Origin of the sequence: Streptomyces sp. NPDC048196, from assembly GCF_040652715.1 — a bacterium.
GTDB classification, from domain to species: domain Bacteria; phylum Actinomycetota; class Actinomycetes; order Streptomycetales; family Streptomycetaceae; genus Streptomyces; species Streptomyces siderophoricus.
The window spans coordinates 157,920-173,035 of record NZ_JBEZMM010000008.1 but is presented as its reverse complement, the minus strand read 5'-3'; the positions used below and the strand labels follow the sequence as shown (position 1 = coordinate 173,035).

General features: G+C 74.2%; 15 protein-coding genes. 5 read left to right on the top strand and 10 right to left on the bottom strand.

Annotated features, from left to right (window positions below):
- Nucleotides 1-354: 354 nt before the first annotated feature.
- Complete coding sequence (locus AB0E02_RS12460) at nt 355-1,815, top strand: sensor histidine kinase (protein ID WP_362138052.1); 1,461 nt, start codon at nt 355-357, stop codon at nt 1,813-1,815.
- A complete protein-coding gene (locus AB0E02_RS12455; protein WP_362138049.1) occupies nt 1,812-2,477 on the top strand; it encodes a response regulator transcription factor in 666 nt (221 codons plus the stop codon). Before AB0E02_RS12460 ends, AB0E02_RS12455 begins: the two co-directional genes overlap by 4 nt.
- On the opposite strand, the gene AB0E02_RS12450 is transcribed toward AB0E02_RS12455, so the two are convergent.
- From AB0E02_RS12450 to AB0E02_RS12440, 3 genes are all read right to left on the bottom strand, one after another.
- A complete protein-coding gene (locus AB0E02_RS12450; RefSeq protein WP_362138047.1) occupies nt 2,438-2,755 on the bottom strand; it encodes a DUF6332 family protein in 318 nt (105 codons plus the stop codon). The genes AB0E02_RS12455 and AB0E02_RS12450 overlap by 40 nt on opposite strands.
- A gap of 91 nt (nt 2,756-2,846) precedes the next feature.
- Entirely contained in the window at nt 2,847-3,635 is a 789-nt protein-coding gene (locus AB0E02_RS12445; RefSeq protein WP_362138045.1) for a maleylpyruvate isomerase family mycothiol-dependent enzyme, read from the bottom strand.
- 298 nt (nt 3,636-3,933) lie between these two features.
- Nucleotides 3,934-5,052, bottom strand: coding sequence for an MFS transporter (locus AB0E02_RS12440; RefSeq protein WP_362138137.1), 1,119 nt, complete (start codon nt 5,050-5,052; stop codon nt 3,934-3,936).
- A gap of 161 nt (nt 5,053-5,213) precedes the next feature.
- Between AB0E02_RS12440 and AB0E02_RS12435 the strand changes: the two genes are divergently transcribed.
- Complete coding sequence (locus AB0E02_RS12435; protein WP_362138043.1) at nt 5,214-6,434, top strand: ROK family protein; 1,221 nt, start codon at nt 5,214-5,216, stop codon at nt 6,432-6,434.
- Nucleotides 6,435-6,831: 397 nt separating this feature from the next.
- On the opposite strand, the gene AB0E02_RS12430 is transcribed toward AB0E02_RS12435, so the two are convergent.
- The 3 genes from AB0E02_RS12430 to AB0E02_RS12420 form a co-directional block, all read right to left on the bottom strand.
- Nucleotides 6,832-7,791 carry a phosphotriesterase gene (locus AB0E02_RS12430; RefSeq protein WP_362138041.1) on the bottom strand — a complete coding sequence of 320 codons (960 nt, stop codon included), beginning with the start codon at nt 7,789-7,791 and terminating at the stop codon, nt 6,832-6,834.
- On the bottom strand, nt 7,788-8,381 hold the full coding sequence (locus AB0E02_RS12425; RefSeq protein WP_362138039.1) for a DUF4865 family protein: 594 nt from the start codon (nt 8,379-8,381) through the stop codon (nt 7,788-7,790). The genes AB0E02_RS12430 and AB0E02_RS12425 overlap by 4 nt, the downstream gene beginning before the upstream one ends.
- 99 nt (nt 8,382-8,480) lie before the next feature.
- Nucleotides 8,481-9,131 carry a TetR/AcrR family transcriptional regulator gene (locus AB0E02_RS12420; protein ID WP_362138037.1) on the bottom strand — a complete coding sequence of 217 codons (651 nt, stop codon included), beginning with the start codon at nt 9,129-9,131 and terminating at the stop codon, nt 8,481-8,483.
- 244 nt (nt 9,132-9,375) lie between these two features.
- On the opposite strand from AB0E02_RS12420, the gene AB0E02_RS12415 reads away from it, so the two are divergent.
- Nucleotides 9,376-9,714 carry an SHOCT domain-containing protein gene (locus AB0E02_RS12415; protein WP_362138035.1) on the top strand — a complete coding sequence of 113 codons (339 nt, stop codon included), beginning with the start codon at nt 9,376-9,378 and terminating at the stop codon, nt 9,712-9,714.
- A 327-nt stretch (nt 9,715-10,041) separates the two neighbouring features.
- Here AB0E02_RS12415 and AB0E02_RS12410 read toward each other — a convergent pair whose 3' ends face one another.
- Both AB0E02_RS12410 and AB0E02_RS12405 read right to left on the bottom strand, forming a co-directional pair.
- The gene (locus AB0E02_RS12410; RefSeq protein WP_362138032.1) at nt 10,042-10,560 is read right to left on the bottom strand and encodes an ATP-binding protein; all 519 of its coding nucleotides are present in this window, start codon (nt 10,558-10,560) and stop codon (nt 10,042-10,044) included.
- Nucleotides 10,561-10,734: 174 nt separating this feature from the next.
- Entirely contained in the window at nt 10,735-11,022 is a 288-nt protein-coding gene (locus AB0E02_RS12405; protein ID WP_030416707.1) for a hypothetical protein, read from the bottom strand.
- Between the two features lie 406 nt (nt 11,023-11,428).
- Between AB0E02_RS12405 and AB0E02_RS12400 the strand changes: the two genes are divergently transcribed.
- Nucleotides 11,429-12,526 (top strand): PLP-dependent cysteine synthase family protein, encoded by a 1,098-nt coding sequence (locus tag AB0E02_RS12400; RefSeq protein ID WP_362138135.1) that lies wholly within the window; start codon nt 11,429-11,431, stop codon nt 12,524-12,526.
- A 161-nt stretch (nt 12,527-12,687) separates the two neighbouring features.
- Here the strand turns inward: AB0E02_RS12400 and AB0E02_RS12395 are convergent, their stop codons facing one another.
- Nucleotides 12,688-13,161: an SRPBCC family protein gene (locus AB0E02_RS12395; RefSeq protein ID WP_362138029.1), complete on the bottom strand. Its 474-nt coding sequence runs from the start codon at nt 13,159-13,161 to the stop codon at nt 12,688-12,690.
- Between the two features lie 188 nt (nt 13,162-13,349).
- Nucleotides 13,350-14,195 (bottom strand): DeoR/GlpR family DNA-binding transcription regulator, encoded by an 846-nt coding sequence (locus AB0E02_RS12390; RefSeq protein WP_030416704.1) that lies wholly within the window; start codon nt 14,193-14,195, stop codon nt 13,350-13,352.
- Between the last annotated feature and the right edge of the window lie 921 nt (nt 14,196-15,116).

Genomic DNA, 15,116 nt, shown 5'->3' with positions numbered 1-15,116 from the left:
CGCCGTGTGGGTCGTTCGGTCGCTGCGGTTGTGCAGCCGTGTGGGTCGTTCGGTCGCTGCGGTTGTGCAGCCGTGTGGGTCGTTCGGTCGCTGCGGTTGTGCAGCCGTGTGGGTCGTTCGGTCGCTGCGGTCGTGTAGCCGTGTGGGTCGTTCGGTCGCCGCGGTCGTGCCGCCGTGTGGTCGTTCCGTCGCTGCGGTCGTGTAGCCGTGTCGGTCGTCCCGGCGTCGCGGTCATGTGGCCGCGTCGGTCGTTCCGCCGTGCCGCTCGCCGGTCCGTCGTACTCCCGCGGGAGTATGACCGGTCACTGCGTCCGGCTGACGCCGCCGCGCCCCGCCGCGGTCTAGCGTTGCGGCATGGAGAACGCACGGCCGCCGTGGGTGCGGCGCTGCCTCGGCCCGGCGTGGGAGCGGTGGCTGTCGGCCCCGCCCGCCCCCGGGCACGACCGTCCGGCCGCCCGGCTGCCCTGGTTGTCGACGCTGGCGGTGACCGTCTTCGTGACCGTCGGCTCCGGCTTCGCCGCGCACCAGCAGCCGGACCGCGCCCCGCTGGACGCACTCGGCCGCGCGCTCCTGGTCGTCGGCGCGGTCCTGTTGCTGTTCCGGCACCGCGCCCCGCGCACCGTCGCGCTCGGCACGGCCGTGACCACCGCGGCCTACCTCACCGCCGGCTACCCCTACGGGCCGGTCTTCCTCCCGCTCGCCCTCGGTGCCTTCGCCGCGCTCGTCGCCGGACACCGCGCGGTCGCCTGGTGGGCGCTGGGCGGGGTGTGGGCCACCCATCTCCTCGTCACCCACTGGCTGTACCGCTGGCTGCCGCCCCCGCACGACGGCCCCGCCCCCTGGAGCGACGAACTCTTCGTCACCGCCTGGGTGGTGGCCGTCGTGGCCCTCTCCGAACTGGTCCGGGTACGCCGCGAGCAGCTCGCCAAGGCCCGGGCCGAGCGGGCCGCCGCGGAACGCCGCCGGGCCGACGAGGAGCGGCTGCGGATCGCCCGCGAGCTGCACGACGTCCTCGCCCACAGCATCTCCGTCATCAACGTCCAGGCGGGGGTCGGCCTGGCGCTGCTGGACCAGGATCCGGAGCAGGCGTGCACCGCGCTGACCACCATCAAGGCGGCGAGCAAGGAAGCGCTCGGCGAGGTCCGCCAGGTCCTCGACACCCTGCGCACCCGGGGTGCCGCGCCGCGTTCTCCGGCCCCCGGGCTGGGCCGGCTGCCCGAACTCACCGAGCAGGCCCGGCACGCCGGCCTCGCCGTGGAGGTCACCACCGAGGGCACGCCGCGCCCGCTGCCGCCAGGCACCGACCTCGCTGCCTTCCGCATCGTCCAGGAGGCGCTCACCAACGTCGTCCGGCATTCCGGTTCCCGCACCGCCCGGCTACGGCTCCGCCACGCGCCCGGGGAGCTGGACATCCGGGTCGACGACGACGGCCCGGCGACCTCCACGACGGGCGAGCCGGCCGGCGGCGGCAACGGGCTGGTTGGAATGCGGGAGCGGGCCGCGGCACTCGGCGGCACCGTCGAGGCCGGCCCGCGCCGGGGCGGCGGCTTCCGCGTCCTGGCCCGCATCCCCCTGACCGACGCTGCGGCCGAGGACACCCCCGATACCACCGTTACCGTGCCCCCGGCCCCGGCCCCGGCACCGGCACCGGCCTCTCCTCCTGCCCCGGAGTCGGCCTCTGCCCCGGCCCCGGCTCCCGAGTCGGCCCCGGCCCCGGAGTCGGCACCGGCCTCGGCCTCTCCCCTTGCCCCGGAGTCGGCCTCTGCCCCGGCCCCGGCTCCCGAGTCGGCCCCCGCCCCCGAGGAGGAGTCGTGATCCGCGTACTGCTCGCCGACGATCAGCTGCTGGTCCGGGCCGGCTTCAAGGTGCTGCTGGACGCCCAGCCCGGCATCGAGGTGGTCGCCGAGGCCGACGACGGGCAGCAGGCGGTGGCCGCGGTCCGTGAACACCGCCCGGACGTCGTCCTGATGGACATCCGCATGCCGGTGCTCGACGGGCTGGCCGCCACCCGCCGGATCACCGAGGACCCGCAACTGGCCGATATCAGGGTCGTCATGCTGACCACCTTCGAGCTGGACGAGTACGTCTTCGAGGCGATCCGCTCGGGCGCCTCCGGCTTTCTGGTCAAGGACACCGAACCGGACGAACTGCTGCGGGCCGTGCGCGCCGTCGTGGCCGGTGACGCACTGCTCTCGCCCGGGGTCACCCGCCGGCTGATCGCGGAGTTCGCGGCCCGCTCCAAGGAACCGGCCGCCGCCGACGCGCTGGCCGCCCTGACGGAACGGGAGCGCGAGGTGATGGCGCTGGTCGGCATCGGCCTCTCCAACGAGGAGATCGCCCGCCGCCTGGTCGTCAGCCCGCTGACCGCCAAGACCCACGTCAGCCGCACCATGGTCAAACTGGGCGCCCGCGACCGCGCCCAACTCGTCGTGCTGGCCTACGAGTCGGGGCTCGTACGGCCCGGCTGGCTGGGCTGACCGGGCCGCCACACGACGTCCTGGACGCTCGGCCGTCCGCCGGACGCGACGTACGGCCGGCGCAACACCCGCACCACCCGGAGGACGAACAGCACAGCGCCGACCGCGGCACCGACCGTGAGCCAGGGCCCCTTCCATGCGCCGGGCAGGTCGGCCCACAGCACCGGACTGCCCAGCACCAGGAACCCGGCGGCCCCCAGAAACCCGCCGCTGACCAGCGCAAACATGATCTCGACAGTGATCGCGTCACGCTCGGCGCGGCTCCGGACGGGCGACATACCCTCCCGCTCCCCTCTCAGCCATACCGTCCCGCTCCCCCTCAGGCACACCGTCCCGCCCCCCAGGCATACCGTCCCGCTCGCTCCCCGCTCAGATGCCGCCCTTCGCACGCCACAGCTCGGCCAGCGCCTGCTCGCCCGTGACCGTGAGGGCGTCCCACGGCAGGCGGTTCCACAGGGCGAGGTACAGCTCTTCGGCGGGGCCCTCGATCGTGCAGTCGGCGGGCTTGACGTCGGCCGGCGGCTGGTCCACCGGAGTGCCGGGAGTCGGGGCCGGGACCGGGGTCGTACGGATCGCGCGCGGCGGGGCGTCGGAGAGGTGCACGGTCCAGTCGGCGCCGGGCACGTCCGTCGCCCGCACCCGGACGGTGCGCGGTATGTCCGTGCGCAGCTTGCTGCGCTCGAGGGAGTGCAGGCCCGTGAGGAGTTCGTCGACGCCGTCGGCGGCGAAGGCGGACGGCAGGGGCGTGAGCGAGGCGGCTGCCGCCTGCTGGGCGTCGACGCGGTGCACCGATGTCTCGTGGGCCTGCCGGCGGGCCCAGAACGCCAACGGGGAGTCCGTCGGCAGGATCGTCCAGGCCGTCAGGTCCCTCGGGGCGCCGTGCAGGGCCAGGACGAGCTGGTGGTGGCCCTCGCGGAGCCAGGGCACGAGTTCGTCGTCGGTCAGCTCCGGTGCCTCCGCGGGCCGGATGGGCTGCTGCAGCCCTTGCGTCACGATCTCCGTCGACCAGCGGTGGACCCGGCCCACATGGACGACCAGGTCCCGCATCCGCCACTCGGGGCAGGCCGGAATGGCCGCGTCCGGGCCGGCTTCCTGGGCGGCGTCGGCGAGCAGGCCGCCGTCCAGACGCAGCGTTTCGACGAACTCAGTGATCTCCATGCCCACGAGTGTGCCAGCCGCCACTGACAACGGACCGGCGCGGGTCCACCACCCCCGAGCAGCCAGGAGGGCGTGCGGGCGCGAGGCGTGGACACACCCGCGCGCCCGGCCGGGGCGGCGCCTGCCGGCCGGCGTCGGCGCACCCACCGCCCGGACGCGAGGGGGCCAGGGGCAGAGGAACCAGGGAGCCCACCTCTCGGCGGCCCGGGCGGTGCGCCCGTCGCGAACCCCTGGCGGTCCGGGCGGGGCGCCCCTCGCGAACCTCTGGCGGCCCGAGCGGAGCGCCCGTTGCGACCCCCTAGCGGCCCGCGTGGTGTGCCCGTCGCGTCGCGTAGGCAATGCCCGCCGCGACCGCGGCGAGCAGGGCGACCGTCGTGAGGGCGACCGGTAGCGTGCTGGTCTCGGCGAGGAACCCGATGGCGGGCGGGCCGAGCAGCATGCCGCCGTAGCCGACCGTGGAGGCCACCGCGACCCCGTGGGACCCGCCGGCCTCACCGGCCCGGGCGATGGCGATCGGGAAGATGTTGGCGAGCCCGATCCCGGCGACGGCGAAACCGAGGCAGGCCGCCCAGGCGGTGGGGGCGAGGGCGCCGAGCAGCATGCCGGCGGCCGCCGTCGTACCGCCCGCGATCAGCGACCGGGCGGCCCCGAACCGCTGCACCACCGCGGTCCCCGACAGCCGCCCCGCGGTCATCGCCAGCGCGAACACCGCATAGCCGGCCGCCGCGAGCCCCGGCCCGGCGGACAGGTCCTGGGAGAGGTGCAGCGCACCCCAGTCGGCCATCGCGCCCTCCCCGTAGGCGGTGCAGAGCGCGATCAGTCCGAAGACGAGGACGAGACGGCGCCCGCGGGACGGGCCGGCGTTCTGCGGGCGGTCCGCGGACGCCGGCAGCCGCTCGGGGACGACGGGGGCCGGGTGGGTGTGCAGGACGTGCCCCGCAACGGCCGTCACCAGCAGGCCGATCACGGCGAGCAGCAGCAGGTGCACGGTGGGGGAGAGGCGGCCCGCGATCAGGCCTCCCAGGCCCGCGCCGAGCATGCCGCCCAGGCTGAAGGCCGCGTGGAAGCTCGGCATCACGGGGCGGCGCAGCGCCTCGATCAGGTCGACGGCGGCACTGTTCATCGCGACGTTGAGCGAACCGTAGGCGGCGCCGAAGACCAGCAGGACGAGTCCCAGAGCGGTCGCCGAGTGGGTGAGCGGCGGGAGCACGATGCTCAGCGCCATGGCGGCCCCGGAGGCGGTCGTCACGGCATGGCTGCCGAACCGGCGGCACAGGCGCCCGGTCAGCATCATGAACGCGACCGCGCCCGCCGACACGCCGAGCAGGGCGAGCCCGAGCGCACCGGCGCCGGCGCCGGTCTGCTGCTTGATCGCGGGGATCCGCACGACCCAGCCGGCGAACAGGAAGCCGTCCATGGCGAAGAACGCGGTGAGGGCGAGCCGGAGTCGGGTCAGGGCGGTGCGGGACGGATCGGAGGGGGACGGGGTCAGGTGTCGATCGGCGGGGGCGGGGCCGTGGTGCTTCCTCCAGGCCCACCGTATTTTGTTTAGCGTCGGCACAAAGTCAGAATAGGGGGGTGACCCAGATTCGGACAACCAGGTTGGAGCGGGGCCGTGGCGCCCTCGGACCCGCACTGGAGCTCGTACACACCGGACGCGCGCCCACCCGTGCCGTGCTGACCTCGGAACTCGGCGTGACCCGCGCGACCGCGGGCGCGGTGGCCGCCGAGCTCGAAGCGCTCGGATTGATCACCGTCGACTCCCGGCCGACCGCCTCGGCCGGCTCCCAAGGGCGCCCGTCCCACCGGCTGTTCGTCAACGAGAACGGCCCGGTGGTGCTCGCCGCACAGATCCACGCCGACGGGTACCGGGTCGCCCTGGTCGGCCTCGGCGGGCGCATCGTGGCGACGACGAGCGGCTGCGGCACCATCCCCGCCGATCCGGCCCTGGTCCTCGCCGAGGCCGTCGCCGCAGGCTCGGAACTGCTGCGCGAGACGGGGCGGCGCTGCCTCGGCGCCGGGTTGGCGGTGCCGTCCGCCGTCGCGGAACCGGACGGCGAGGCCCTCAACCCGCTGCACCTCGCCTGGCCTTCGGGCGCGCCGGTACGCGCCCTCTTCCTCCGGGCGCTCGCCGATGCCGGCATCCCCGGCGTCACCGAGGCGATCGGTTTCACCGGCAACGACGTCAACCTCATGGCGCTCGCCGAACACCGGCACGGCGCCGGCCGGGGTGCCCGTGACCTGCTCTGCGTGGCCTCCGGCCACCGGGGCGTGGGCGGCGCGCTGGTGCTCGACGGGCGGCTGCACAGCGGCAGTTCGGGGTTGGCGCTGGAGGTCGGCCACCTCACCGTCAACCCCGAGGGCGCACCCTGTCACTGCGGCAGCCGCGGCTGCCTGGACGTCGAGGCCGACCCGCTGGCCTTCCTGGTCGCGGCCGGCCGCGAACCGGGCCCCGAGGTATCGCTGCTCCGGCAGGCCGCCGACCTGCTCCGGGACGAGTACGCCGACCCGGGCGTACGCGCCGCCGCCGACCTCCTCGTCGACCGGCTCGGCCTCGGGATCGCCGGGCTCGTCAACATCCTCAACCCCGACCGCATCATCCTCGGCGGACTGCACCGCTCCCTGTTGGAGGCCGACCCGGAGCGGCTGCGCGCGGTGGTCGCCGACCGCAGCCTGTGGGGCCGCAGCGGCGGCGTACCGATCCTGCCGTGCAGCCTCGACTACAACAGCCTGGTGGGCGCGGCGGAACTGGCCTGGCAGCCGGTGCTGGACGATCCGCTGGCGGTGCTGGAGCGGTAGCGATCGCGGCGGCATCGCAGCGGTGGGGATCCCGGCAACGGCCGAGATCCCCGGCAACGGCCGAGATCCCCGGCAACGGCCGAGATCCCCGGCAACGGCCGAGATCCTCGGCAACGGTCGAGAGCCGCGCAACGGTCGCCTGTTTCCCCGCAACGGTCGCCCGTTTCCCCACAACGGTCGCCCGTTTCCTCGCAACGGTCGCGAGCCCCGCAGCGCTGGCGATCTTCGCAGCGGTCGCGGGTGCCGGAACGCTCGCGCCGGCCGCGGCGCGGAAGTGGACCACATACACCCGCCCACCCCCGAAGGGGGGTGGGCGGTGGGGAAAAATGAGGCGGCGGAAAAGCGGAGGAGAGGCGGCGGAGAGGCCGCGGAGAAAGATGCAGCCCAGCGCCGCGAACTAGGCCGAGGAGGCCGCCACTCGCCCCCCACTCCCCTCCCCACTCCGCCCCCACTCCGCCGCGAACGCCCGCGCCGGGTTGTCCGTCAGGAAGCGGGTCACCAGGTCGGCGCCCAGGGCGAGTTCGAGCCGGGCCCGGAGGCGGCGGAGCAGGTGCGGCATTCCGGGGCCGCCGTCGACCGAGCGCGCGGCGGCCGTCGTGGTGTCCCCGCCGAGCAGGATCCGGTCACCGAAGCCCGCCTCCGCCAGTGCGGCCAGCGCCTCGGGCAGCCGCCAGTCCGTCGCGTGGTTCGCCCGCGACGGCCCGTCGAAGGCCAGATACGCGCCCGCCTCCGCGGCCGCCCGGTGGACCGCGAGATCGGGCGAGCGGTTGAGGTGCCCGAGGATCACCCGGTCCGGCGACACCGCCAACTCGCCACAGAGGAGCTCCAGTACGTCCAGCGCCCCGGTGCCCAGCTCCAGATGCACCCCGATGGCCGCACCCGTTGCCCGCTGGGCCTCGGCGGCCGCGGCCATGGTGTACCGGGCGTGCGGGTCCAGCCCGTGGAACCCGCCCGCCACCTTGATCATCCCGGCCCGTGTCCCGGTGCCGCCGATACCCTCGGTCAGCTCGGTGACGAACAGGTCGGCCAGACCCGGACGGACGCGTTCCACGGTCCCCGGCGCGTAGTGCACCGCCTGATGCAGCCCGGTGGCGGCGACCACGGTGACCCCCGACTCCCGTGCCAGCCGCGGCAGTTCGGCAGCACCCCGGCCCATACCGTACGGCGTCCACTGGATCACCGCGGCGCCGCCGGCCGCCCGGAACGCGGCCAGTTCCGCGGCCGCGGCACCGGCGTCGGCCAGCTCCTGCCCCGGCAGTTGGGGGCTGCGCAGGAACAGGTGGTCGTGTGCGTCGCAAACGCCGAGGTCGGCGGGCGAGATGTCGCCCAGGACCGTACGGATCGTCGGCCCGGTCACCACTGCCGCCCCGTACCGAGCCCGGCGATCCCCGGAGCGGACAGATGCAGCACCTGATAGCGATCGCCTGCGGACGGCGGAACGTCCGCCGCGGCGTCCGCCCAGAGGGTGAAGCGGATCAGTTCCCAGTGCCGTGGGTCGAGCGCCACCACGGCACTGTGCACACCGTCCGACGAGGCCAATTCCTCCTGTTCGGCGGCCGTGTCCGCCACTACGGTGGCCAGGTCGGCGCCCTCGGGGACGACCTCGGCCCGCCGTGTGTACGCGCGGGGAACGGCACCGGCCGACGGGCCGGGCCGGTGGAAGAGCCCCCGCCAGTGCTGGACGACCGGCCGCCCGAAGTCCCGCACCACACCGCGGAACCCGTCACCCAGCAGGAAGCGGTTCATCGCCTCGGCGTCCGCCCAGAGGTAGAACGGCGCGTACTGATTGACCGGCGAGCCGTCGACACCCCGCTCCCGCATCCCGTACGCCTTGAGGCCGAGCCCCTCGTAGGCGTCCAGAAGGTGGCCCTTGGACCGCACCCGCTCTCGGATGATCCCCATGTCGTAGTCGGCGGGCAGGGTGACGGCGTATTGCATGGCATGCATCGGATCTCCGAAGTCTCAATACGGGTGCGGAGGGACGGCCGGACGGCCGGGCGGACGTGTGGCCGGGCGGAGGGGCGGACGGGCTTAGGGCGGCGGCGTTCACCGGCCGTCGGCGGCCGGGGCGGGGCCGGGGGCGCTTCCGGTGGCCTGGGCCGCGAGCAGGGCCAGGACGCCGCGTACGGCCGCGTCGAACGGCGCCGGGTCGTCGGCCGCCTGCGCCAGTACGTAACCCCCCTGGACGACGGCTGCGACGGTGGCGGCGGTGGCTTCGGGATCGAGTCCGGCAGCCAGTTCGCCGCGGCGCACTCCCTCGGTGAGGACCTCGGCGATCCGTTCCTGCAGCCAGCCGAACATCTCGTCCAACGGGGCCCGCAGTTCGGCGCTCTGCACCACGTCGCGGTCCTGCGTCATCCGCCCGATCGGGCAGCCGCGCAGCACCCGCCGCTCGCGCAGCAGATAGGCGGCCACCCGGTCGTACGCCGTACCGGGAGCGGCCAGGCACTCCTCGGCGGCCGCCTTCATGTCCTCCGCGGTCCGCCGGATGGCCGCCAGGGCGAGGTCGGACTTGCCGGAGAAGTGGTGGTACATGCTGCCCTGTCCGACGCCGGCCCGCTCCAGGATCGCCTTCGGGCTGGTACCGACGTAGCCGCGCTCCCAGAGGAGCTCCTGAGTGCTGCGCACCAGCCGCTCCTGCGCGCCGGGCCGTGGCTGCGCTGCCGGAGGGGCGGGCGGGTGCTCCTGAGTGCTCATGATCAGGACTGTACATACCAGTAGTTACAGAAATCAAGGGAGAGTGTGGCTGTGGCTGTGGCTGGGGCTTGCGGGGCGGGGGAGCCGACGAAGTAGCCCGCTCGCCCCCGTGTACTCCCCGCGTGGTACCGGCGAAGCCGCTGGCCGTACGACGACGGACGGGCCGCGGGAGACCAGGCTCGGAAGGGCAACGACACCCGTCCCGCAAGGACGGCGGTCCCGTCCTCCCGAGGAGCTGATTGCGATGTTCGAGCTGGCTCAACCCTGGTCCGGTGGCGGCCCCGGCCCCTGGATCCTCTTCGTCCCGTTCCTCTGGGCGCTGGCGGTCTTCGGCGTGGTCACGCTGCTGCGCCGGACGGTCTGGCGCCACGGCGGGCCCGGCCCGCGGTTCGCCGGCGGCCCGCGCTCCGCCACCCGTACGGGCCGCACCGCCGGCCCTTCCGGTGCGGACGTCCCGTCCCCGATCGCCGTACTGGGGCGTCGATTTGCGGCGGGCGAGATCGACGAGGAGGAGTACTGGCGCCGGCTGTCCGTCCTGGAGGAGCACTTCGCCACCGGCGGCCCCAAGGGCGGCGCGGCCTAACCGGCCGCAGCGTCTTCGTCGCGCCTGTCCGCGGCGGCCGGTGGTCAGTGGCCCGGTGGCCCGGTGGCCCGGTCGTCAGCGGGCCGGTGGCCCGGCGCCCGGCGGCTTCCTCGGCTGGGCGCCGGTACGGACCGCCGGCCGTGAGCGGGGTGTCGTTTCCGCGTTTCTGCCCTACCTCCAGGGCAGTTGGCGGCTGTCGCCCTGTCGCCCTGTCGCCCTGTCGCCCTGTCGCCCTGTCGCCCTGTCGCCCTGTCGCCCTGTCGGATCGGCGGGGGCGGCGGGGTCGGCGGGGGTCGGCGGGATCGGCCGGATCGGTCGCCCGCTGGGTCAGCCGACCCGGGCGCCCCGTACGCCGCTCCGGTGTGCGGTCTCGGCGGGCGTACGAGCGGGGGCGCCGTCCAGCGGCAACGGGTCCCAACGGGAGCGGACCGTGCGGGCCTCCCCGGGCGCGGCGGTCAGGGCCGGAAGGGTGAACCACACGACCTTGCCGCCGCCCTCCGGGCGCATCCCCCAGCTCTCGCTGAGCGCTGCGATCAGCGCCAGGCCGCGACCGCAGGTCTCCCAGTTGCCGGCGGTCCGGATCCGTGGCAGCCGGGGGTCGTCGTCGTGCACGGAGACCGTCAACTCACCGATGAGCAGGCACAGTTCGACGGTGCAGCGTTTGCTGGGGCTCGCGTGCCGGTGGACGTTGGCGAGGAGTTCGGTCACCCCGAGCGTCACGGGGTCTATCAGGGCGTCGAGATGCCAGCGCCGCAGCTGGGCGGAAACCATTCTTCGCACATGTCCGATGCGTGCCGGAACGGCGTGGAGCTCCACCGTGCAGTGCCTGCTGGGCTGCGTGATCACGACCGCGACTCCCTGATGAGGCCGGGCGCCCCCCGTTCCTGGCAGGGCGAAGATCGGATCCAGCGATGCCCGCTGCACCACAGCGTCACCGCTGGTGAACCCTCAGTGATACGAGTCCAGGGTCAGTCAGACGGTGCGCAACCGCAACCGCACCTCACCGGTCGCGCCGGCGGGTCAGGAACGCGGCGGGCGGGCCGTTTCCAGGGCCTTGAAGAAGAGTTCCGGGGTGTCGAGGGTGAGCGAATAGCGGTGGCCATTGAGGGTGGCCAGCGCCCGGTCCCGCGCCGCGAACAGCGGTTTGTGGGCCTCGACCGACCGCAGCGGGGCGCTGTCGATCTCCGTGCCGTAACTGGTCAGCAGTACCAGTCGGCCGTCGCTGATGACCACCTGTCCGGCGCGGGTCAGCGACCGCAGCGAGCGCTCGATCCGTACGCCGGTCGCGGTGAACTCCGGCTCCGCCATGGCCGGCACCTCCTCGGTGAGACGGGCGGATCCCCTCCACCGCCCCTTGTGCGCAGTTTGCCGGGAGGGCGCCCGGCGCACCAGTGCCGCAGGTCACCGGGCGGGGGCCCGGCCCCTCGGGCGCGCCGGTCGCGGCGGTCCGACGCTCGCCGGCCGCCGCCCTCCTGTACCGGGCAACGCCGCCGGCGATCCCGCCGGGAACTCCACCGCAAGAGGCCCGCCCCAGGGCTGCCTTGGGGTCTCTCAAAGTGATGTTTATGCAGGTGAGAAGGGTGCGGCCGATGGCTATAGTCGGAAACAGGCCCGGCGTCGTGCGCGGGCTCGCAACCGTCTGAGGAGTGCGCCGGTGAGTACCGCACAGCAGCCCACGAGCCGGCCCGGCGACACGGTCGCGGCCGGGGCCCCGATGCCGACCGTCGACGTCGACCGCTCGGATCCGGACTACCGGGACTGGCTGAAAGAAGCCGTACGCAAGGTCCAGGCGGACGCCAACCGCACCGCCGACACCCATCTCCTGCGCTTCCCGCTGCCCGAGGAGTGGGGCATCGACCTCTACCTCAAGGACGAGTCGACGCACCCCACCGGCAGCCTCAAGCACCGGTTGGCCCGTTCGCTGTTCCTCTACGGCCTGTGCAATGGCTGGATCCGGCCGGGCAAGCCCGTCATCGAGGCGTCCAGCGGCTCCACGGCGGTCTCCGAGGCGTACTTCGCCAAGCTGATCGGCGTCCCCTTCATCGCGGTCATGCCGGCCACGACCAGCCGCGAGAAGACCCGGCTGATCGAGTTCCACGGCGGCCGCTGCCATCTCGTCCAGGACCCGCGGACGGTCTACGAGGTCTCCGCCCGCCTCGCGGCCGAGTCCGGCGGCCACTACATGGACCAGTTCACCTACGCCGAACGGGCCACGGACTGGCGCGGCAACAACAACATCGCCGAGTCGATCTACCAGCAGCTGCGGCTGGAGCGGTACCCGGAACCGGCCTGGATCGTGGCCACCGCGGGCACCGGCGGCACCTCCGCGACCATCGCCCGCTACGTCCACTACATGCAGTACGACACCCGGATCTGCGTCCCCGACCCGGAGAACTCCTGCTTCTTCGACGGCTGGCTCACCGGCGACGCCAAGACGGACTGCGCCACGGCCTCCCGCATCGAGGGCATCGGCCGGCCGCGGATGGAACCGAGCTTCGTGCCCGGCGCTATAGACCGCATGATGAAGGTCCCGGACGCGGCCAGCATCGCCGCCGTACGCGCCCTGGAGGCGGCGATCGGCCGCAAGGCGGGCGGCTCGACCGGAACGGGGCTGTGGAGCGCCCTGAGGATCGTCGCCGAGATGGTCGCCGAGGGCCGTACGGGCTCCGTCGTCACCCTCCTCTGCGACCCCGGCGACCGCTACCTCGACAAGTACTACTCCGACGACTGGCTGGCCGCGCAGGGCCTGGACATCACGCCCTATGGGCGCACGCTCGACGAGTTCCTGGCCACGGGGCGCTGGCCCTGCTGAGGCCGCGGGGGCTCGCCTCCTGAGCCCGCTTCGGGGTGAGGGGGGGCCTGGGGTGGCGGGGGTGACGGGCTGACGGGGGCGACGGTGGGTGGCATGCGGCGGCATGCGGCCGACGGGAGGGGCGCGGCGCCGACAGGGCTTGGGCTTCGGGCCGACGTCAGCTACGAGCGGGCCAGGCGGTGGTCCAGCGCCCGTGCCGACTCCCGGAAGGCCCGGCCCAGTCCTGGCCTGGCCAGCGCCATCACCCAGCGGAACGGTGCCGGGCCGTCCGCCGCGAACGTCCACCGCAGTCGGGTACCACTGCCCGTCGGCGTCAGCCGCCAGTCCTCCAACAGGGCACGCAGCCCAGGGACGTTGGTGGTGTCGACCCGGTAGGCGTAGTGCGCGTCCGGCTCGGCCGCCAGCACGGTCTCGGCGAAACGGGTACCTCCCGTGAGCCGTACCTCGCGGCCCCGGCCGTCGTGCGTCGACGACGCCCACGCCACCCCCGTGAACCAGGACGACCACCCGGCCACGTCGTCCACGAGCGCCGCATAGACCGCCTGGGGCGGCGCGGCGACCTCTCCGGTGAACACCAGCCGCACTGGCGCGGACTCGACGAAGTCCAGCTCGACGGCGCGAAGTCGGCGTGCCATGGACGAGCACCCCCTGGGGGACGGGAGAGAACGGGCCGGGACGGGAGGGAAGGGGCCGGACGAGACGGGAGGGAAAGCCGCTGGGCGGCGGTGCGGCGGCGCGGTGGACGAGGTGACGGGAGCGCACACCGTACCTGACGCCCCATCAGGTGACCAGCCCTTCACCGTCCAGGTGGGCGCCGCAGCCGTCAGAGGTCTCCGTCTTCCGGGAGCTCGCCCGCCACCACCAGCTCCGGCGGCAGCTCCGCGAACTCGGCCCGGGCTTCCGCGGGCAGCCCCGAGTCCGTCACCAGCACATCGACCTCGTCCAGCGTCGCGAACGAACTCAGCCCGACCGTGCCCCACTTGGTGTGGTCGGCGACCACCACCACCCGTCGCGCGGACCGGACGAAATGACGGTTGGTCTCCGCTTCCGCCAGATTCGGCGTCGACAGCCCGGCTTCCACCGATATGCCGTGCACCCCGAGGAACAGGACGTCGAAATGGAGCGAGCGGATCGCGGCATCGGCGACCGGCCCCACGAGCGTGTCCGACGGCGTACGCACCCCGCCCGTCAGCACGACCGTCGCGGCCCCCGCACGGGGCGCCGCACCGCCGCTGGCCGCCGCCCGCTGGGCGGTGTAGAACACATCGGCCACCCGGACCGAATTCGTCACCACCGTCAGATCCGGCACGTCCAGCAGCTGCTGCGCCAGTGCGAAGGCGGTCGTGCCGCCCGCGAGCGCGATCGCGCTGCCGGGCGCTGCCATCTGGGCCGCCGCCTTGGCGATGTCCTCCTTGGCGCTCAGCTCCAGCCCGGACTTCGCCTCGAACCCGGGCTCATGGGCGCTCGGCTCGCTGACCGGCACCGCGCCGCCGTGCACCTTCTCCACCATGCCCTGGCGGGCCAGCGCGTCGAGATCGCGACGGACCGTCATGTCCGACACGCTCAGCTTGCGGGTGAGCTCATTGACCCGCACCCCGCCGCGTCGCCTGACCTCGTCGAGAATCAGGGCCCGCCGCTGCTCCGCGAGGAGGTTCTGGTTGTCGCTCACCCCACCCGTCCCTTCCGCCCGGCTCGCCACGTCGGGTCGTACGCGCCGGCTCCCGCTTGCGATCACTGATGCCCTCATCCTCGCACGAGGCACTGACACCGCAGCCGTCCCGACGAACACCGCCGAAGCCGAGGCGATCGACGACGCCCCCTGGAGGCTTCTCTGCGCCTCCGGTTCGCCCGCCCTACCCTCGCGGCGCCCGCCGCCCCGCCCGCCCCCGCTTGCCGCGCCTGCCGGCCCTGGCGGGCCCGCCTGGCCGCCTCATGGCGCCGCTGCACCCGGCGTCCCGCCGCCTGCTGGGCCCGCTGGCCTGGCCGGGGCCCTGCCGGCTTGCGGGGGTCCTGCCGCGCCTGGCTGGTCCTGGCGGCCTGCCAGGCCGACTGCTGGCGCCGCTGCACCTGGCCTCCCGCCGCCTGCTGGGCCCGCTGGCCTGCCGGGGCCCTGCCGGCTTGCCGGAGTCCCCGGCTGCCGCTGCCCCGTTGCCTCCCGGCGCCCTGTTTGCTGCTCTTCGAGGACCTTGCAGGTCCGGGCGCCTGCTGAACGTCCCTCCCGGGGCCGTGTACGTCGCCGCGCCTCGCTGGCCGCCCCTCGGGGCCCTGTGTGTCGCCGCGCCTCGGCGACCGTCCCTTCCGGGGCCATGTACGTCGCCGAGCCGCGGCGACCGACCCTTCCGGAGCCTGTGCATCCCGGGCGCCCGCTGACCGTCCCCCGGGGCCTGTGCGTTCTGGCGCCCGCCGACCGTCCCCCGGATCCCTGTGAGCCCGGGGCGCCGCCGCCCTTCCCCCCCGCCCCTGTGCGTCCTGGTGCCTGTCGATCTCCCCCCGGGCCCCTGTGCGCCCCGGCGCCTGCCGACCGTCCTCCCGGAGTCCTGTACGTCCCGGCGCCTGCCGACCGCGCCTCCCGGGGCCTTGTGCGACCCGC